Source organism: Caballeronia jiangsuensis, from assembly GCF_046030135.1.
Classification (GTDB): Bacteria; Pseudomonadota; Gammaproteobacteria; order Burkholderiales; family Burkholderiaceae; genus Caballeronia; species Caballeronia jiangsuensis.
Window position 1 is genome coordinate 35,428 of record NZ_JAQQDB010000020.1, and the last position, 19,036, is coordinate 54,463.

Genomic DNA, 19,036 nt, shown 5'->3' on the forward strand with positions numbered 1-19,036 from the left:
AAGCTTATTGCTGCACGCCCCAGCGACGCACCGTCACGCGCTCGAAGGTATCGAACACGAGATGCTCGACCGCGAGGCCGATCACGATGACCGCGGCAAGTCCCGCGAACACGCGATCCGTATAAAGCTCGTTGCGATTCTGGAAGATGTACCAGCCGAGGCCGCCCTTGCCCGAGCTCGCGCCGAACACGAGTTCCGCCGCGATCAGCGTGCGCCACGCGAATGCCCAGCCAACACGCAGTCCCGCGAGAATCGACGGCATCGCGGCGGGCACGAGAATCAGCATCACATGACGCATGCCGGTGAGGCCATAGTTGCGGCCCGTCATGCGCAAGGTCGAAGGCACCGCCTGGAAGCCGGCATAGGTGTTGAGCGCGAGCGGCCACAACACCGAATGCACGAGCACGAAGAGCAGGCTTCCCGTGCCGAGGCCGAACCACAGCAACGCGAGCGGCAATAGTGCGATGGACGGCAGCGGATTGAACATCGCGGTGAGCATCGAAAGGATGTCGCGGCCGATGCGCGTCGATACCGCGAGCGACGTCAGCAGGAACGCGAGCGCCGCGCCGAGCGCATAGCCGCGCAGCAATACCGACATCGAAATGCCGACCTTCTCGATCAGCTCGCCCGATGCGATGCCTTGCACGAACGCGATGAAGGTAGCGCTGAAGGTCGGCAGCAGGAGATCGTTATCGACGGCGCGCGCGGCGATTTCCCATAGCGCGATCAACACGAGCGCGATGATCGACTTGCGCAGCCATGTGCGATCCGCGAGCCGCTTCGAAAGCGGCAGCGGCGTTTCATGTTCGATACCGGCGGGCGCGGCGGGCGTGACTTCGTATTCGGGCCGAACGGGCGGCGCGATCAGATGCGGCGTGCTCAAAGCGCTGCCTCCTCTTCGAACAGCAGACGATGAATGCGCGCGACGCTCTGTTGAAACTCTCCGCGGCCCATGCTTTCCTGCGTGTATTGATGACTGTTCAGTTCGGCGCGCACGCGGCCCGGATGCGGCGTCAACAGCAGAATGCGATTGCCGACGATGAGCGCTTCCTCGATCGAATGCGTGACGAACAACAAGGTGAAGCGCTCGTCGCTCCACAGGCGCAAAAGCTCTTCCTGCATGCGTCGGCGCGTGAGTGCGTCGAGCGCGGCGAAGGGCTCATCCATCAGGAGCACGCGCGGCTGCATCGCGAGCGCGCGCGCAATCGCGACGCGCTGCTTCATGCCGCCCGAAAGCGTGTGCGGATAGGCATCGGCGAATTTGGCGAGGCCGACCTTGTCGAGATAATGAAGCGCGCGCTCACGTGCTTCGGCGCGTCCGAGCTTGCGCGCGACACGCAACGGAAAGGCCACGTTTTGCAGGACCGTCTTCCACGGCGGCAACTGATCGAATTCCTGGAACACGACGATACGATCCGCGCCCGGTCCGCGCACGCGCTCGCCGCCGATTTCGATGCTGCCCGCGACCGGCTCGATGAAACCGGCGACGGCCTTGAGCAAGGTCGATTTACCGCAGCCCGACGGCCCGAGCAGCACGAAGCGATCCGCGCCGTACACGTCGAAGCTGACATCGTGCGTCGCGCGCACGAGCCGTTCGGGCGTACGGTATTCGAGCGTCACGTTCTTCGCGCTGAGAAGCTTGCCACTCGTGGAAGCCTGACGATCGGCTTCGTGTGAGTAAAGCGCCTGGGGATTGGCGGCCATGATCTGTCTGCTGGATTGCAAACGACCAAGATACCGGCGCGCGCCTGTCACGCGAACCAATCAATGCGCATATCGAATTCGCGCTCGCCGATAAGCGCGTTCGTTCAGCTTCCGTCCTTCGTCGCCGGATCGCTGAAGAAGTAGTCCTGCCACGACTTCGGTTCGTTCCTGATCGCGCCGACGCGATGCATGAACTGCGCGAGCGCAAACGTGTTTTGCGGCGCGACCTTGAATTGCACCGACGGGTCCTTGATCACCTTGATGAGCAGATCGCGGTCGATCTTCGCGTTGTTCACACGCAGATAGATATCGGCGGCCTCGTCGGGATGCTGCGTGATGTAGCGCGCGGCATCGGCGAGACCGGCGACGAACGCGCGATACGTCTTCGGATTCTCGTTGCGGAATTTTTCGGTCGCGTAGAGCACGGTCGCGGAACTCGGGCCGCCGAGCACATCGTATGAATTGAGCACGATATGCGCTTTCGGATTGCCCGCGAGTTCCTGCTGCTGAAACGGCGGATTGCCGAAGTGCGCGTTGATCTCCGTGCCGCCCGCGATGACCGCCGCGGTCGCATCGGGATGCGGCACGGCCTGCGTGAGCTTGTCGAGGCGATCGAATTGCTTGTCGCCCCATTGCTTCGCCGCCGCGTATTGCAGGATGCGCGACTGCACCGACACGCCGACCGCCGGCACCGCGATGCGGTCCTTGTCGGTGAAATCGGCGATGGTCTTCACGCGCGGATCGTTCGATACGAGGTAATACGGAAAATTGCCGAGCGACGCGACGCCCTTCACGTTCTGCCTTCCGTGCGTACGATCCCAGATCGTCAGCAAGGGACCGACGCCCGCCGCCGCGATATCGACCGAGCCGGACAGGAGCGCGTCGTTCACGCTCGATCCGCCCGACAGCTTCGCCCAGTCGACCTTGATATCGAGACCTTCCTTCTTGCCTTCCTGCTCGATGAACTTCTGATCGCGCGCGACATTGAGCAGCAGATACACGACGCCGAATTGCTCGGCGATGCGCAAGGTGCCCTCGGCATGAACGCTCGCCGACGTGATGCCGAGCGAAACCGCGAGCGCGGCGACGAAGGCGCGCAGCGCGCCCTTCCCTGATCGAGAATGCATCGAAAACCCCGTAAATCAAGCGATATTGTGTTTAGAAAGGCGCGTCGCCTTCGATGGTCGTGCGATACAGCTTGCGGCGCTGATCGTCCGGCGTGCCTGCCGCGAGATGCATGACCGAGCGGTTATCCCAGAACACCATGTCGCGCTCGCGCCATTGATGGCGATAGATGAACCCGGGCTGCGTGCTGTGCGCGAACAGTTCCGCGAGCAGGGCGCGGCTTTCGTCTTCGGGCACGCCGATCACGCGCGTCGTGAAATGCTCGCTGACGAAGAGCGCGCGGCCTCCGGTTTCCGGATGCGTGCGCACGATCGGATGCGTGACCGGCTTGACCTGCGCGATCTGCTCCGCCGAAAGATTGGGCCGCCACGGACTGCGCTGTTGCAGCTCGGCGTATTTGGCGAGATAGGTGTGCTCGGCCGAACGGCCTTCGATCGCATCGCGCAGATGCGCAGGCAGCGCGTCCCACGCGAGATGCTGATTCGCGAAGAGCGTGTCGCCGCCGAGCGCGGGTAATTCCTGCGCATGCAGCAGCGAGCCGAGACTGGGCTTCTCTTTGTATGAGAGATCCGAATGCCAGAAATGGCCCGCATCGCCGAGGCCGATCGGCTTGCCGTTCTCGACGATGTTCGAGACGATCAGCACTTCCGGATGCCCCGCGAGCCCGAACTGATGAAGCACGTGAATCTGCAAGGGGCCGAAGCGCTTGCTGAACGCGACCTGCTCGTCGGGCGTGATGCGCTGATCGCGAAACACCAGCACGTGATGATCCAGATGCGCGCGGTGAATGCGCGCGAAATCGGCATTCGACAAGGGCTTCGACAGATCGAGCCCGATCACTTCGGCGCCGAGCGGCGCGTCGAATTTGCGAATCTCGATGGTTTGATCGGCGGCTTCGCCGGATATGGCAAGTGAAGCGGGAGCAGTCTGAATCGTCACGGTCGAATCGATAACTTCGGGGAAGCTATCAATCTAACGCGCGGCGATTCAGCCGGCAACGAAGGATGCGAGCTTTCGTTATGCGCCGGTGCGATAAAGCCTTGTCAGAAGCGATACGACACGCCGATCTGCTCAGTCGCTGCCGGCGTCGAACGGCAATTCGACCTGCACCGGCTCGACGAAACCGCTTTCATCGCGCCCTGCGAGCGCACTGACGCGCACGCCGAGCAGCCTGATCCGGCGATCGAGCACGATGCGCTTCAGGCACTCGGTCGCGGCGCGGCGAATCTCGACGGGATCGGCGGTCGCGACGGGCACGGTCAGATCGCGCGTCACGGTGCGGAAATCGTCGAAGCGCAGCTTGATGCCCACCGTGCGCCCGACATAGCCTTTGCGCTGCAAATCTTCGGCGACGCGCGTGCACAGACCCGTGAACTCCGCCGAGAGCGTCGCGCGATCCTGTTTCGGATGGAAGTCGCGCTCGAACGTGGTCTCGCGGCTCATCGACTTGGGCGTCGAGCTCACGACCACGGGCCGCTCGTCCTGGCCCTGCGCGATGCGCGCGAGCCACGCGGCATACGTGCCGCCGAAGTGCGTTTGCAGGAATCCGGGATCGGCGGCGGCGATATCGCCCACGGTCACGATGCCGAGCGCCGCGAGCTTTTCGCTCGCCTTCGGGCCGATGCCGTTCACCTTGCGCGCGGCGAGCGGCCAGATGCGCGTGGGCAGGTCGTCCATGGTGAGGATGGTGAGGCCGTCCGGCTTGTCGAGCTCGGAGCCTATCTTCGCGAGCAGCTTGTTCGGCGCGATGCAGATCGAGCACGTAAGGCCGGTCGCGTCGTGCACGGCGTCCTTCATCCGCTGGCCGATATCGGCCGGCTCACCGGGGAGATCGCTGACGTCGATATAAATCTCGTCGATGCCGCGATTCTCGATCTGCGTCGTGAACGTCGCGACAGCCGCCTTGAACAGCCGCGAGTAATGGCGATACGACTCGAAATCGGTCGGCAGGAGGATCGCGTCGGGCGCGAGCTGGGCGGCCTTCATCATGCCCATCGCGGAAAAGACGCCGAACTTGCGCGCCTCGTAAGTGGACGTGGTCACGACGCCGCGCCCCGCGTAGTCGCGCAGACGCCTGAATCGGCGCGAGCCGTCGGCAAGCGTTTCCGGCGTGGCGCTGCGGCCGCCGCCGACCACGACCGGCATGCCGCGCAGTTCCGGATAGCGCAGGAGTTCGACCGACGCGAAGAACGCATCCATGTCGAGATGCGCGATGCGGCGCGGTGCGGGTGCGTTTGCGGGAGACGGCGTGTCCATCGCGGCGATCAGAGTGTCGCCGCGCGGCGAGACGCGCTCAAAGCGAAATCGACAGGAACGAACGCACCGAACATGCTGAGGCAGTGCCGCCAGGCAATAAAAATGGCTTACTGTACATCCATACAGTAATTCGCGCTAGAGCCTGCCAGTGCGTGCGATTGCCGGCTCATTCCGGCGTGCGCTTTTCAGCCAGTGCGCGGCGGCAATCGTCGAACACCTGCCGCACGACATCCGATTGATAGTTGAGGTCTTCACTGTCGAGGATTTCCTCGACGGCTTCGCGCGCCCAGTCCGCTTCGAGCATGGCGCAATGCTGCGTGGCGATCTCGCGTGCGATGGCGGCGAGCTTCGCGACCGTGAGCCAGTCGGCGAGCCGCTGATGCCGGTCGAGCCATTTGTGCGCGGCCTGCACGTGAAACGAGGCGGCCGGCCAGTCGCCGTTCAGGTAATACGCGCCGAGACTGCCGCACGTGAGCCAGCAGAGCAACTCGACGCGGTCGCGGGCACTGAGGATACGAGACACATCGTTCATGGCGGCCTTCACGAGAGACGATCGACGAACGCGAATCACGCACGGCGTCTCGCATGGAAACCCGCACGTCACCCCTATAAAAGCACGATAGCACGGGATGGTGCGGCGCGGCAGTGCCTGCCCGCAGTGCGATCCGATTCACGGTGCGTTGGCGAACGCTTCGTCATGCGAAGAGCGGATTCGCGCATGAGAAGACGCTCGACCGGGCTCTCATTCCTTTCTAATTCGCGGGGCATAACCTGCTTTCCGTCGGCCCCACTCTTACCGGCCTTCTTTCAACGACGGGAGCACATCATGTTTGAACGTCTTTCGCAGTCCATCGACACCCTCTTCTCCATCCGCACGACGGACGATCTCCGCGATGCCTATCTCGCGTCGTCGAACGATCTCGCCGATCTCGAACGCCGCATGCGCCAGGTCGAAACGCAGGATCACGACTACAGCATGTACTTCTGCGGCGCGCTCGGGCGACATCACGATCAGCCATGAGCCGCGCCGCTCATGCAACGTGCGCTACTTGGCTTCCTCACGGCCCGCCTGCCCGAGCATCACGGTCCAGCCGAGGCCGCGCACATTGCGGATCACGCCCGCGCCGAACTTCTTGCGCACCGAATGGATCAGCACGTCGACCGCGTTGCTCTCCACTTCCTTGCCCCAGCCGTAAAGGCGGTCTTCCAGTTGATCGCGCGAGAAGATCGTGCCCGGGCGTTCCAGCAGCGCGTGCATCAGCGCGAATTCACGCGCGGAGAGCACGCCCGAAGTCTCGCCGCAAGTGAGCGTGCGCTGATCGAGATTGAGGCAGATGGAATCGTCGCCAAGGCGCGAGACCGCGTAGCCCGCCTTGCGCCGCAGCACCGCGCGGATGCGCGCGAGCAGTTCGGGCATGTTGAAGGGCTTGAGCAGATAGTCGTCGGCGCCGAGATCGAGGCCCTGAACGCGTGTGTCGACATCGTCGCGCGCGGTGAGGATCAGCACCGGCGTCGCATTGCCGGCCGTGCGCGCCTGCCGCAACAACTCGATGCCCGTCATGCCCGGCAGGCCGAGATCGAGCAGCACCACGGTGTATTCGGCGGCGTCGAGCGCCTCGCGGCCCGCGTTGCCGTCGCGGACCCAGTCGACGGCGTAGTCCGCGTCCTTGAGCGCACGCATGAGGCTCGTGCCGATCTGCACGTCGTCTTCGATCAGGAGAATTCGCATGTTCCACCTCGCGCGTCGCGAGAATGGCGCGCGCCACGCGCCCGGAATGCGGCCGAAGGATATGAAACGCACGACCGGTCTTTTCGATTCTTTTCCGATCGATGACGATCACTTCGCGCCACGCAGCGAATGCATTGTAATCGGCGCAAAAGCGCGCGCAAATCCTTATGTGTTTAATGCCGGCACGGCGGCGTTCTCGCTGACTTCCTCGACAGGAAAGCCGATCGAAGCGACGATGCCCGAGTGCCCGTCGGCGCGATTTTTGAGCGTGACGTCGCCGCCGTAGCGCGCGGCGATCGCCGTCACGATGGACAGGCCGAGGCCGCTGCCCTCCACGTCCGGGTTCGCACGGAAGAAGCGGTCGAACACGCGCGGCAGCAGTGCTTCGTCGATGCCCGGGCCGTCATCGACCACATCGATCCACACCATGTCGCCGTCACGCCGCATGCGCAGGTCGATGGTGCCGCCGTCCGGCGTATAGCGCACCGCGTTCGACACGAGATTCTTCACCGCCATGCCGATGTCCGTCTCCACCGCGCGCACGTGCGCATTCACCATTTCCTCCGCGCCGATGTCCATACCGCGCGCGATGGCGATCGGCAGCACGTCGGCGACGGCGTCGGTCACCACTTCCGAGAGATCCACGCGTGCAAGCGGCGCGCCGTTCACCGGCGCATCGGCGCGCGCGAGCCGCAACAGTTGCGCGATGAGCTTGCCGCTGCGCGCGATGCCCTTGCGCAGTTCCTGAAAGCGCTCCTGATTGCCGGCGACGATATGCGGCGCGAGATTGTCGGCCTGAAGCTGAAGCGCGGTGAGCGGCGTGCGCAGCTCGTGCGCGGCGTCGGCGATGAACTTGCGCTCCTTTTCGATCGATGTCGCGAGGCGCTCGATCATCGTGTTGATCGAATGGATGAAAGGCTCGATCTCCGTGGGCACGCCGACCGTCGGCAGCGGTTGCAGATGACCCATGTCGATGGCCTGCACCTCCGCGCCGAGTTCGTTCAGCTGACGCAGCGAGCGCCGCACGATGAGCGCGACCGCGATCCACACGAGCGGCAGCAGGACGGCGATCGGCCAGAGCGTTTGCGTCGCGGCTTCCTGCGTGATCTCGCGGCGCACGGACGAACGTTGCGCGACCTGAATCGTCATGGTCGGCTCCTGGCGCGTGAAGATGCGCCAGTGCTCGTCGTTGACGTCGACGCCGGAAAAGCCCGGCTGCGCGTCACGCGGAAAATGCAGCGACGGGTCGGTGGTGCGGAACGGCACATCCTCGCCGGGCTTCCACACGACGGCGACCACGTCGCGCTCGTCCTGCGTGCCGCGTGAGGGATTCTTCGGCAGGCTTTCGGCGAGTCCCTCGCGCAGACGGGCCGCCACCTGTTCGAGCCGCATGTCGAGCAGCGCGCTCATGCCGGTCTGGCTCAACTGATACGAACTCACGCCCTGCACGACGCCGATCACGCTCACGAGCAGCCCGAGCGCGACGACGAGTTGATTCTTCAGTGATTTGATCATTCGGGTCCGCCGCTTCGGAAAGGAACGGGGCGATTCAACAGTCCGTTCGATTTTAGGCGACATTGCCGGAGATTTCGGTCTGAAAGACGACATGTGCGTGACCGTTGCGTCTTGAGCGCGCAGAAGAAAAAAGGCGTCGGTCCGATGACGGCCGACGCCAGGGGCTGAGGAGAGTCGAGAAACGTGGAGCGGGCCGCGAAGTGCCGGGGAAGCGCGCCGCCCGTCCACGTAAAGAAGCGTAAGCGCGAAGAATTAGCGTTGAATGAGCGCGCCGCGCGCTTCGTCGAGCAGCGATTCCCGTGGCGGGATAACATTGCATCCGGCGCTTATTCATCGGCGACATTGCTTCGGCTGCAAGGATTCCGCAAGCCTGAGCGTCGCCGCCGCATCTCCATCTTTCGAGCATGGCCCGCTTGCGCGCATCGTTCTTCGATCCGCGCGGCGCGCGATATGCCATTCCATCACCGCATGTCACAGACCAGAAAAACCGTTCGTCCCCTCGTCATTGCAGCGGTCATGGCCTCGATGGCCATGGTCGCGATCGAAGCCACCATCGTCTCGACTGCGATGCCGCAAATCGCGACGCAGCTCGGCGGCCTCAATCTCTATAGCTGGGTGTTCTCGTCGTTCCTGCTCACGCAGACGGCGCTCACGGTGGTGTTCGGCAAGCTCGCGGACCTGTACGGCCGCAAGCCGGCGATCCTCGCGGGCATCGCGATCTTTCTGATCGGTTCGGTGCTCGCGGGTTTCGCCTGGTCGATGCCCGCGATGATCGTGTTCCGGCTGATCCAGGGCGTCGGCGCGGGGGCGATCCTGCCGGTCGCGCTGACGGTGGTCGGCGATCTCTATCCGGCGCGCGAGCGCGGCAAGGTGCAGGGCTATCTCGCGAGCGTCTGGGCCGTGTCCGCCGTGCTCGGCCCGATGGTCGGCGGCCTTCTGATCCGCCAGTTCTCGTGGGCGTGGATTTTCTGGATCAACGTGCCGATCGGCATTCTGGCCGCCCTGCTCTTCATCCTGTTCCTTCACGAGGAAAAGCGCCACGGCCGCCCGGCGATCGACTTCGCGGGCGCATTCTTCTTCACGACGGCCGTCGCCGCGCTGATGATGACGCTCACCGATGCCGGCCACGCGGGCAATGCACGCGTGGCCACCGAGATCGCCGTGCTGGTGCTCGCCAGCGTGTGCTTCGTGGTTCAGGAGCGCCGCGCCGCCGATCCGATGATCTCGTTCGGCCTGTGGTCGCATCGGCCGATCGCGGCGAGCAACGTCGCGACCCTGCTCGCCGGCATGGCGATGATGGGCCTCACCACGTTCCTGCCGATGTACGTGCAGGGCGTGATGCATCGCACGCCGGTGGAAGCGGGCCTCGCGCTCACGATGATGATGATCGGCTGGCCGAGCGGCGCGACCTTCACGTCGCGCTCGTTCAGCCGCATCGGGTTGCGGCGTCTCCTGATGATCGGCCCGGTGTTCATTCCGCTCGGCGCGCTGCCGTTCGTGCTGCTCGGTCCGCAATCGAGCCCGGTCTGGGCGGGCGTCGGCTCGGCGGTGCTGGGCTTCGGCATGGGCATCACGAGCGTGTCGTGTCTCATCCTGATTCAGGAAATCGTGCAGCCGCACGAACGCGGCAGCGCGACCGCATCGAACCTGTTCTCGCGCAATCTCGGCAACACGCTCGGCGCGGCCGTGTTCGGCGCGGTGCAGAACTACGGCCTCATCCATACGGACGGACTGCCGCCCGTGCACGCGGATCAGTTGAAGCAACTGCTTTCGTCCGTGCCCGGCGACTTTACGGCCAACAACGAGATCCGTCTCGTGCTGCATCACTCGCTGCATCTGACGTTCACGGCGATGTTCGTGACCGCGCTCGGCACCGTCGTCGCGATGCTGTTCATGCCGAAGATCGAGATCGGACGCGCGAAGGAAACGGTCGAGAAAGTCGGCGCGGACGGCGCGTCGAATGCCGCGAAAAACGCCGCGAATCAAGCCTTCCACTAGACGCGCGGCGATGCTCTCGACCCAGTTCATCAGCCGCATCACGCTGCTGCGCGACAAGGCGCCTCCGTTCGACGCCTATCCGTTTTCGCTGCCCGCCGTGCGCGCGCTCGACACTCTGGAGCCGCATCGGAAGGTCACGTTTCTCGTCGGCGAAAACGGCTCGGGCAAATCGACGCTGCTGGAGGCGATCGCTGCCTCGATGGGCTTCAATCCCGAGGGCGGCACGAAGAACTTTCGCTTCGGCACGCGCGCGTCGCATGCGCCGCTGCATGAATATCTGCGCATCGCTAAGGGATTCAAACGGCCGCGCGATGGCTTCTTTCTGCGCGCGGAAAGCTTCTTCAACGTGGCGACGGAAATCGAACAGCTCGACGACGAACCCGGCTTCGGCCCGCCTATCATTTCGTCATACGGCGGCAAGTCGCTGCACGAGCAATCGCACGGCGAGTCGTTTCTCACGCTGTTGATGGAGCGCTTCGGCGGACAAGGGCTTTATCTGCTCGACGAACCCGAGGCCGCGCTGTCGCCGCAACGCCAGCTCGCCGCACTCGCGCGCATTCACGATCTCGTCAACGACGATTCGCAGTTCATCATCGCCACGCATTCGCCGATTCTCATGGCTTACCCCGACGCGTGGATCTATCAGTTCACCGCGAACGGCATCGAGCGCGTCGCCTATGAAGACACCGAGCACTTCAAGGTGACGCGCGCGTTTCTCGCGAATCCCGAACGCATGTTGCGCACGCTGCTCGGCGAGCGCTGAGCGTCTTCAGTCCTGCGACTGAAGCAGCGGGCTTTCGTGCTTCACCGTTGCGACGCTCGCGCTTGCTGGCTGGCTGTCGCTCGCCAGCGTTTCCGTATCGGCGAGATAGCGCGACAACAGCGCGTTGTCGTCCATGTAGTACGTCATGGGGCCGTGGCCGCGCGCAAGCGCATAGCATCCGGCGATCAGCGCCGCAACGAGGACGATGCCGATGAGTCTTCCTGTCATGGTAGTGCTCCCGAGGGTTTCCAAGATTCACTTCATGGGCCCATTCACACTGCCTGCCACAGGCTCGACCCACGAGCGCGTCCCGCCGGCGTGACCGGCAGGACGCGAAGTCATGCAATCGCACTCAGTCCTGCGCTTGCATTAGGGGGGTGTCCTGCTTCGATTTATCGACGCTCGCATCGTTGCTTTGCTGCGCGTCCTGCGCGATGGTCTGCATGTTCATGCCTTGCTGCGACATGGGCGCGCCGTCCATCGGCGAGTAGTACGGCGCGGGTCCATAGCCGCTCGCCATTGCATAGGAAGCGCCCGCGAGCGCCGCGACGAAGATGATGCCTTTGAGATTGCCGGTCATGATAGTGCTCCTGAGGGTTTCACATGGTCACTTCAATCGGCCTCATTGCACTGCCTGCCAGCAAACGACCTTCTGAAATGTCCACGCAGTCTACGTGCGCGGACAGGCGTTGAAATCCCCTCAAAAGCAAGGATAGGAATGGATGGATCGATGCCTTATGTATGGAGCGCGTTGCGTATTCAGATGTTGTCCTCGACGGCGACGGATACCGCACCCGCATTGATCGTCAGTCGCGTGCGCTTTTGCAGCGGACTCTGCGGCGCGGTGCCGTCGGCGTTGAGGAACTTCACCTTGTTGAAGATCGCGATGAACTGCGTAGGCGTGACCGTCGCCGATGCATAGCCGATGCCATCGTGATCCGCGTACAGCATGTCCGGATTGTTCTGGCGGATGAAGCTGTCGAACAGCGCGGAAGAACTGATCAGCGAAGCGAGCGGCATGCCCGCCGAATACGTCTTCACGTCCTCGAAGAAGGGCTGGCTGCTGATGCCCGCCGACATCAGATCGATCATCACCGGCGTGCCCTTCGCGGGATCGGGCACGTCGCGCACGATGCCCGCCTGGAACGCGTGCAGATCGCCCGTGATCGCGACAAGGTTCGTGATGTTCTGCGTCTTCACGAACGACATCAGATCCGCCTTGTGCGACGGATAGCCGTCCCACGCATCGCAGTCGAGCACGAACACGACGTTGTCGGGCACCGGCGCGATCGACGTGAGATCGAGCCACAGGCGGTTCATCATCACTTCGTTGCCCCACACTTTCCATATGGACGTGGATGCCTTCAGCGTGTCCTTCCACCATTGCGTCTGCGCGGGACCGAAGATCGACGGCACGCGTCCGAGCCGCTGCGTATCGGCTGCCTCGAACTGCGCGAGCACTGGCTGCGGCACGAAATAGCGCGAGCCGACGAGATCGTTGCCGTTGACCGGATCGTGCCCGAGCGCCTGCGCGATCGCCGCTTCGCTGACGACGTGATCGTCGCGATAAAGCCGCTCGTCGGTCATCACGAGATGCATCAGCGAGCCGAAGTGGAAGTCGCGATAGATGCGGATGTTGTCGTAGGCCGCGTTGTTGAGATCGAACGACACGTCGCCCCAGTCGACGGGCAGATACTCCGCCCACGCCTGATTCGCATTGCGGCGGCGCGCGGTCTGTTGCAGGTTCGCGTTCGTGTAGGTCTGATGATCCTGCCAGCAGTCGTCGGAGAACTCGTGATCGTCCCAGATCGCGATGACCGGAAAACGCGCATGCACGTTCTGCAGGCGCGCGTCGCCCCGGTACGTGCGATACAGCGTGCGGTAGTCGTCGAGCGTATTCGCGTAGGTGCCGCCGCTCGGCAGCGTGATCGCCGGATGCGCGGGCTCCACGGTGCCGGGTTGCGCGGCAAAGCCCGCCTCGTAGATGTAATCGCCGAGATGCACGACGAAGTCGAGATCGGTTTCCGCGGCCAGGAGCGACATCGCCTGCCAGTGATTCGCGCTCCAGTTCTGGCACACGAACCATGCGAAGCGCAGTTGCGGGATCGCTTCGTTCGCGGCGGGCGCGGTGCGCGTCGTGCCCGTTACGCTGACGTCGCTGCCCGCGACGAAACGGTAGTAGTACGTCGTCTTCGCGGTGAGGCCCGTGACCTTGGTTCGCACCGTGAAGTCGTAATCCGTCACGGCGCTCAACGGCACGCTGGCGACGAGCTGCGCGAAGTTTTGCTGCGCGGACACTTGCAGCGTCAGCGCGACGGGTGACGGCGATGCCGCCGCGTTGCTCCCGTTCGCGACGCAACGGGTCCAGAATACCGCCGAGACGTCACGCGGATCGCCGCTCGCGACGCCTTGCGGGAACGCGAACGCGCCCGCCGGCGGCGGCGTGGAACCGCCGCTTCCAGGATTGCCGCCGTCGTCGTGATCGCCGGAATGGCAGGCCGCGAGCGTGCCGGTGGCGGCCGCGACGGTATAGAACGTGGACAGCGAGAGGAAGCGGCGACGGTCCATGAGAGCCTCCGTTTGCAGACGTCGATGCGGTGCACGACAGACGGGAGTTCGCTGGATGCGTCGAGCGGGCAATCCGACGGATGAGCGAGGCTCTCTTTCGGATATGAAATGATTAAAGCTATAAACCACGCCGCGCACTGTCAAGGGACGTTTCCGTGACGGCGCCACTGGCGACCGCTTGTTACAAAGGTATCGGTGCGCGACGCCATCAGCGGGTAAACTGTGTGGACGGCTTTGTCCAGCAGACGTCCACCCTCGTGCGTCAGCCAGGCCGAACCGCGATCCATCACTTCACCGCTGCGCTGACGACCCTAACCATGACCAGATCGAGATCAGCCGTCCCGGAGCTCGGCGTCGCAGGCCCGGCTTCGATCGAGCACGCGCTGAGCGACTCGCAGTATCACGCGCTCGTCGATGCGATCGAAGACTGCGCGATTTTCATGCTCGACCTGAGCGGCCGCATCACGAGCTGGAACAAGGGCGCGCGCAAGATCAAGGGTTATGAGGCGCACGAGATCATCGGCCAGCATCTGTCGCGCTTCTATCCGGCGGAAGCGGTGGCGCGCGGCTGGCCCGATTACGAGCTGAAGCAGGCGTACGCGACCGGCCGCTTCGAGGATGAAGGCTGGCGCGTGCGCAAGGACGGCACGCTGTTCTGGGCGAACGTGGTCATTACTGCGGCACGCAATACGAAGGGCGAGATCATCGGTTACGCGAAGTGCACGCGCGATCTCACTGCGAAGCGTGCCGAGGAGGATAAGCTGCGTCTGTCGGAGGAGCGCTTTCGCCTGCTCGTGGAAAGCGTGAGCGACTATGCGATCTTCATGCTCGATCCGGGCGGCCATATCGCGAGCTGGAACACGGGCGCGATGCGCATCAAGGGCTATCAGCCGTCGGAGATTCTCGGCAAGCACTTCTCGACGTTCTATTGCCCCGAGGATCTCGCGGCCAACATCCCCGAGATCGAACTGCAGACCGCGATTCGCACGGGACGCGTGGAAAACGAAGGCTGGCGCGTGCGCAAGGACGGCTCGCTCTTCTGGGCGAACGTGATCATCACGGCGGTGTACGACGAGCATCGCGTGCTGCGCGGCTTCGCGAAGGTCACGCGCGACATGAGCGAGCGCAAGCGCCTCGAACAGCTCGAAGTGTCGTCGCGGCGCATCAGCGAGTTTCTCGCGACGCTCGCGCACGAGTTGCGCAATCCGCTCGCGCCGGTGCGCAATGCCATCGGCGTGATGCAGATGGAAGCGGACATGCCGCAGCGCGTCGCCGCGTGCCGCGACATCATCGACAGGCAGACATCGCATCTCGGCAGGCTCGTCGACGATCTGCTCGACATGGGCCGCATCACCACGGGCAAGATCGATCTGCGCATGGCGCGCGTGGATGTGAGCGATATCGTCGCGCGCAGCATCGAGCTCGTGCATCCTTTCACCGACGAGCGCGCGCAGCGCGTCGTCACGAAGCTGCCGCAGACGCCGGTGCATGTCGTGGGCGACAGCACGCGGCTCGTGCAGGTGGTGCAGAACCTGTTGAACAACGCGTCGAAGTTCTCGCCGCGAGCGAGCACGATCATCGTTGAAATCGAGTGCGAGACGAGCGCGCTCTTGCTGAAGGTGATCGACAAGGGGCGCGGCATTTCGCAGAAGGGACTCACGTCCATCTTCGATCTCTTCGTGCAGGAAGATCACTATCTGAATCCCGGCGAGGCGGGGCTCGGTATCGGGCTTACGCTGTGCCGGTCTATCGTCGAGATGCATGGCGGCTCGATCAGCGCGTCGAGCGGCGGGCCGAATCAGGGCAGCACGTTCACGGTGCGCCTGCCCTACGCTTCCGACGACGATGCGCCGCGGCCGCATCGCGTGCTCGCGCAGAATGCGACGCAGGCCGTGGGCGATGGTCTGCGCATCGTGGTCATCGACGACAACCGCGATTCAGCCGACAGCCTCGCGATGTTGCTGCAGATGAAGGGGCATGACGTGCGCATCGCGTATCACGGCAAGGAAGGCGTCGATGTCGTCCGGCATTTTCCGCCGGAGCTGATTCTGCTCGACCTGGCGTTGCCGGATATGGATGGGTATGCGGTGCTGCGGACGCTGCGCTCGCAACGGCTCGTCGGGCGTGCGACGGTGGTCGCGATGACGGGGTTCGGGCAGGAGGGCGACAAGGAGCGCTCCGCGCAGGCGGGGTTCGATGCGCATCTGGTGAAACCGGTGGATTTCGAGGTGCTGGATCGGTTGTTGGAGAAGGTGGCGGAACGTTGAGGGGCGGTACCTGCTCGTACACCGCTTGAATCCAGGAAGCGTCAACTTTGCGCAATTTCGCCGACAAAAAGTAACGTCTTCCTGTTTCGCCCCGCCTTTAAATCAGATACGTTAGTTATCCAGATCAATATGGCGGAGTTGAGATACGTGACATTAACAAAGCACAACGAAACATGTCGCCGAGGCAGATCATGATGCGCCGAATTGCGGTTGTCGGTGACAAGCTCAGTAACGACGGGGAAATTTGCGATTACAAGGGGATGATGTTCACGTTGGGCGCAGGGCATCAGGCCGCGCTTATCAATGGCGCCGCCTATTGCCCAGTCTGCAAGACAACCGGTTATATCGCCAAGGAAGGCGGACCACGTCGCATGACCATAGGGGCAAGCGAAATCGCGCTGGAGAACGACGTCGTGATTTGTGGCTGCCCGGACCATCCGCGTATCTTCGCAAGACTCGCGGGAGAAGCATGGCACGACGATCTGGCCGAGACACTTGGAATAGTCGGTTCTCGCACGACGGCGAGCGGCGGGACTGCAATGGCGGCGTCGCTCGTATCCGTCTTCGATGAAGCGTACGTGCTTCGCGACCGCGCGAGCGGCGAGCCACTTGCTAACGTGTCTTATCGATTAACTAGCGACGGCGGGACAATGGTGGAAGGCGTTACCGATGCAGCGGGCAGGATGCTACGCATCAAGACCAATGCGGCGCAACGAATCATCGTGGAAATCGGAGACGCCGAGTAATGACCAGAGAGTTTTTTCCTGTCCACGCATCAATGACCAATATCGTCGAAGATTCCTCGGTGGATGTGTATGTCAACACCGCACGTATATGTTCGAATATGAGCAATGCCGAGTTCCGCGCACTTGTGATGAAGCTTCGTGACGAAGCCGTGAGGTTAATCGATCTTCGAATGATCGGGCTTGCCACGGTTTGGACACGTGAGCGCGAACGCGTTCAAACATGGTTTGGCAAAGCTGATGAAGACACTCGTCAAATCCTGCTTCATGGGCTCCCCCGACTACAGGTCGCATTGAAAGAGCTTCAGCCGCACAAGATCGTCAGATTCGATGACGATCTAAACATTTATCTGTCATGCACCCCGGCCCCGGTAGATCCGAACGTCGCCGCATCGGTTTGCAAACCCGACTCATCAAAGCGGGTCGTTGCCATTTATCCGAGCTTCTGCACCTTACCGGATACGAACTCAACCAAGGACTCGAAACTAAAAACACTCATTCACGAATGTACGCACTATATCGATACATTTGATTCCGCTGATGCCATGTATGGGTCCGGCACAGGACTGTCGATCTGGGCTCAAAGAAGGCCAGATCAAACGATAAATAACGCCGACAATATCGCTTGCTATATTGCAAACTAGCCAAGTCTCATGAGAATACTAACCGCTAAATCAGCCAGTCTCTTTCTTGCTCTTTTGCTGTTTTCGGGCAGCGCGATAAGTTGCCAGGTTCTGGAATTCATGGAAAGCAAGATTCCCCTCAATTCGGTAGAAATCCCAAATTCGGACCGGGTGAAAATCGCCGAGATGGTTATCGAGGCTCGTACATGGCCGGACACGCAAATTCGAGGCGTCGTGCAACCTGCGGCATACGTTCACGAGAGAAATCCGGAAGAACTTGTGAAAAAACGAGGAGAGAATCTCAAAACCTATCTGTCTCAGCTTGGCATACGAGAAGAGAATTTCTGGATCGAGCCGCACGTTCTAAGTGAAGAGGAAGCTCACGATTCGAGCGGGAATCTGGACATTCATCAGCTTGGAGTAACTCTGTATCCGATATGCGAAGGCGGTTGCGATCGACTCTGCAACGATCCTCGCGTCAAGCCGGTTATCAAGGCGATCGGATAGCCGAGGTCAAGTTCCAAGGTGGGCATCTCGGCAATCAGCTGATAGAAAGTGACTGCTGCCCCGTATAGGGACAACGCCTACCCCCTCACTCCCTCACCACCCGCAACGGAAAGATAACCCTCGACGCAACCAGCCCCAGCGCCCCGCCAAGAAGCGTCTCCCAAGCCCGCGCCGTCAGCAATTCCACCGAATGCACGCCACTCGCGGCCATCGTCACGATGAGCACGAAAGCGAACGCCCCGCACGCGATGTCATACCGCTCCGGCAACGCCATCGCATAGACGATCATCGCGAACGCGGACAGCGCCCACACCACGAGCGGCCAGTGCTCCGCGAGCGGCAAACACACGATCCCGATCGGCACCCCGACGAGCGTCCCGTAGATGCGCCGCCGCACGCGCTCCGCCGTCCCGACCGCCGATGTCGCGACGACGTACACGCAAGCCGTGATCGCCCACGCCGATTCCGCCAGCCCGAATGCGCGATTCAGCACCACGACGACGAGCGCGCCGCACGCCGCCTGCAAGCCCATCGCGGTTGCGGGCGATATCACGTGACGCCCGTAAGCCGGCTCGGACGCGAGCGCCGGCAGCAAGGCCGGATGCTCCGCCGGCCCGCTCAATACGCGCGGCACGATCGCCGCGAGCATCCCGATCAGCAGCGCGATCAGAATCGCCCATGAATCGCCGGGCCTGAGATCCATCCCGTAGGCCAGAAGCTGCCCGATATAAAGCTGCGAGCCGATGCCCGCGCCGGCGAGCCCGAAACGCTTCAGATAGCCCGCGAAGAATGCGCCCGTCACGAGAATCAGCTCGGCGCCGCCGCGCCCGAACTCGCGAAACGTCGAACCGAACAGGGCAAAGGTCAGCGCGCCGAACGCAGCGGCGATGCACAGAACGGCCAGATCGCGGCTCGACTCGAAGCGCGTCGTGCGCGCCTCCGACACGCTCGCCCACAGCGCAAAGCCGCCCGCGAGCGCGCCGACGGACACGCCCGGCGGCACGCTCTGCGTCACGTCCTGCAACGCGCCGAGCGACGCCGCGAGCCCGTACGCGGTGACGAGCCGCAAGCCCTTGATGCGCCGATGCGTGCCCGGATCGACGCGATCGAGCCATGCGAGCGCCGCCTGCCCGCGACGCGCGCCCGATTGCGCGAACGTCAGCGCCGTATCCGCGAGGCGGGTTCTCGTGTCGCCGATATTTCGCTCGTCATCCATGGGAGGCCACCGAAGGAAACGC

Annotated in this window: 19 protein-coding genes; 7 read left to right on the top strand and 12 right to left on the bottom strand. The window is 63.0% G+C overall.

The annotated features are described in order from the left end of the window. Positions 1 to 4 precede the first annotated feature (4 nt). From PQR08_RS21430 to PQR08_RS21455, 6 genes are all read right to left on the bottom strand, one after another. Positions 5 to 883: an ABC transporter permease gene (locus tag PQR08_RS21430; RefSeq protein ID WP_238295069.1), complete on the bottom strand. Its 879-nt coding sequence runs from the start codon at positions 881 to 883 to the stop codon at positions 5 to 7. Then, complete coding sequence (locus tag PQR08_RS21435) at positions 880 to 1,704, bottom strand: ABC transporter ATP-binding protein (protein ID WP_238218150.1); 825 nt, start codon at positions 1,702 to 1,704, stop codon at positions 880 to 882. The genes PQR08_RS21430 and PQR08_RS21435 overlap by 4 nt, the downstream gene beginning before the upstream one ends. Before the next feature lie 104 nt (positions 1,705 to 1,808). Next, positions 1,809 to 2,831 (bottom strand): ABC transporter substrate-binding protein, encoded by a 1,023-nt coding sequence (locus PQR08_RS21440; RefSeq protein ID WP_250485082.1) that lies wholly within the window; start codon positions 2,829 to 2,831, stop codon positions 1,809 to 1,811. A 31-nt stretch (positions 2,832 to 2,862) separates the two neighbouring features. Beyond that, positions 2,863 to 3,768, bottom strand: a complete 906-nt coding sequence (locus PQR08_RS21445) for a TauD/TfdA dioxygenase family protein (protein ID WP_250485083.1) — start codon at positions 3,766 to 3,768, stop codon at positions 2,863 to 2,865. 132 nt (positions 3,769 to 3,900) lie between these two features. Next, a complete protein-coding gene (dinB, locus tag PQR08_RS21450; RefSeq protein ID WP_250485084.1) occupies positions 3,901 to 5,085 on the bottom strand; it encodes a DNA polymerase IV in 1,185 nt (394 codons plus the stop codon). A 166-nt stretch (positions 5,086 to 5,251) separates the two neighbouring features. Beyond that, positions 5,252 to 5,617, bottom strand: a complete 366-nt coding sequence (locus PQR08_RS21455) for a hypothetical protein (RefSeq protein ID WP_035510125.1) — start codon at positions 5,615 to 5,617, stop codon at positions 5,252 to 5,254. Between the two features lie 294 nt (positions 5,618 to 5,911). On the opposite strand from PQR08_RS21455, the gene PQR08_RS21460 reads away from it, so the two are divergent. Further along, entirely contained in the window at positions 5,912 to 6,106 is a 195-nt protein-coding gene (locus PQR08_RS21460; protein WP_238218154.1) for a DUF3563 family protein, read from the top strand. Positions 6,107 to 6,130: 24 nt separating this feature from the next. On the opposite strand, the gene PQR08_RS21465 is transcribed toward PQR08_RS21460, so the two are convergent. Both PQR08_RS21465 and PQR08_RS21470 read right to left on the bottom strand, forming a co-directional pair. Beyond that, entirely contained in the window at positions 6,131 to 6,814 is a 684-nt protein-coding gene (locus tag PQR08_RS21465) for a response regulator transcription factor (RefSeq protein WP_035510151.1), read from the bottom strand. Between the two features lie 165 nt (positions 6,815 to 6,979). After that, entirely contained in the window at positions 6,980 to 8,329 is a 1,350-nt protein-coding gene (locus PQR08_RS21470; RefSeq protein WP_250485085.1) for an ATP-binding protein, read from the bottom strand. A 468-nt stretch (positions 8,330 to 8,797) separates the two neighbouring features. On the opposite strand from PQR08_RS21470, the gene PQR08_RS21475 reads away from it, so the two are divergent. Together PQR08_RS21475 and PQR08_RS21480 are read left to right on the top strand one after the other, a co-directional pair. Then, positions 8,798 to 10,327 (top strand): MDR family MFS transporter, encoded by a 1,530-nt coding sequence (locus PQR08_RS21475; protein ID WP_250485086.1) that lies wholly within the window; start codon positions 8,798 to 8,800, stop codon positions 10,325 to 10,327. 10 nt (positions 10,328 to 10,337) lie between these two features. Next, positions 10,338 to 11,090 carry an AAA family ATPase gene (locus PQR08_RS21480; RefSeq protein ID WP_250485087.1) on the top strand — a complete coding sequence of 251 codons (753 nt, stop codon included), beginning with the start codon at positions 10,338 to 10,340 and terminating at the stop codon, positions 11,088 to 11,090. 6 nt (positions 11,091 to 11,096) lie between these two features. On the opposite strand, the gene PQR08_RS21485 is transcribed toward PQR08_RS21480, so the two are convergent. From PQR08_RS21485 to PQR08_RS21495, 3 genes are all read right to left on the bottom strand, one after another. Continuing rightward, a complete protein-coding gene (locus tag PQR08_RS21485) occupies positions 11,097 to 11,318 on the bottom strand; it encodes a hypothetical protein (RefSeq protein WP_035510112.1) in 222 nt (73 codons plus the stop codon). Between the two features lie 124 nt (positions 11,319 to 11,442). Next, complete coding sequence (locus PQR08_RS21490; protein ID WP_035510109.1) at positions 11,443 to 11,670, bottom strand: hypothetical protein; 228 nt, start codon at positions 11,668 to 11,670, stop codon at positions 11,443 to 11,445. 179 nt (positions 11,671 to 11,849) lie between these two features. Then, positions 11,850 to 13,658: an alkaline phosphatase D family protein gene (locus tag PQR08_RS21495; RefSeq protein WP_250485088.1), complete on the bottom strand. Its 1,809-nt coding sequence runs from the start codon at positions 13,656 to 13,658 to the stop codon at positions 11,850 to 11,852. A gap of 317 nt (positions 13,659 to 13,975) precedes the next feature. Here PQR08_RS21495 and PQR08_RS21500 point away from each other — a divergent pair, with 317 nt between their 5' ends. From PQR08_RS21500 to PQR08_RS21515, 4 genes are all read left to right on the top strand, one after another. After that, on the top strand, positions 13,976 to 15,925 hold the full coding sequence (locus PQR08_RS21500) for a PAS domain-containing hybrid sensor histidine kinase/response regulator (RefSeq protein WP_408162263.1): 1,950 nt from the start codon (positions 13,976 to 13,978) through the stop codon (positions 15,923 to 15,925). A 191-nt stretch (positions 15,926 to 16,116) separates the two neighbouring features. After that, entirely contained in the window at positions 16,117 to 16,671 is a 555-nt protein-coding gene (locus PQR08_RS21505) for a PAAR domain-containing protein (RefSeq protein ID WP_250485089.1), read from the top strand. Beyond that, positions 16,671 to 17,312: a M35 family metalloendopeptidase gene (locus PQR08_RS21510; RefSeq protein ID WP_250485090.1), complete on the top strand. Its 642-nt coding sequence runs from the start codon at positions 16,671 to 16,673 to the stop codon at positions 17,310 to 17,312. Before PQR08_RS21505 ends, PQR08_RS21510 begins: the two co-directional genes overlap by 1 nt. A gap of 99 nt (positions 17,313 to 17,411) precedes the next feature. Next, entirely contained in the window at positions 17,412 to 17,798 is a 387-nt protein-coding gene (locus PQR08_RS21515) for a hypothetical protein (RefSeq protein WP_250485091.1), read from the top strand. An 85-nt stretch (positions 17,799 to 17,883) separates the two neighbouring features. Here PQR08_RS21515 and PQR08_RS21520 read toward each other — a convergent pair whose 3' ends face one another. After that, complete coding sequence (locus PQR08_RS21520; RefSeq protein ID WP_250485092.1) at positions 17,884 to 19,014, bottom strand: FUSC family protein; 1,131 nt, start codon at positions 19,012 to 19,014, stop codon at positions 17,884 to 17,886. Positions 19,015 to 19,036 lie beyond the last annotated feature (22 nt).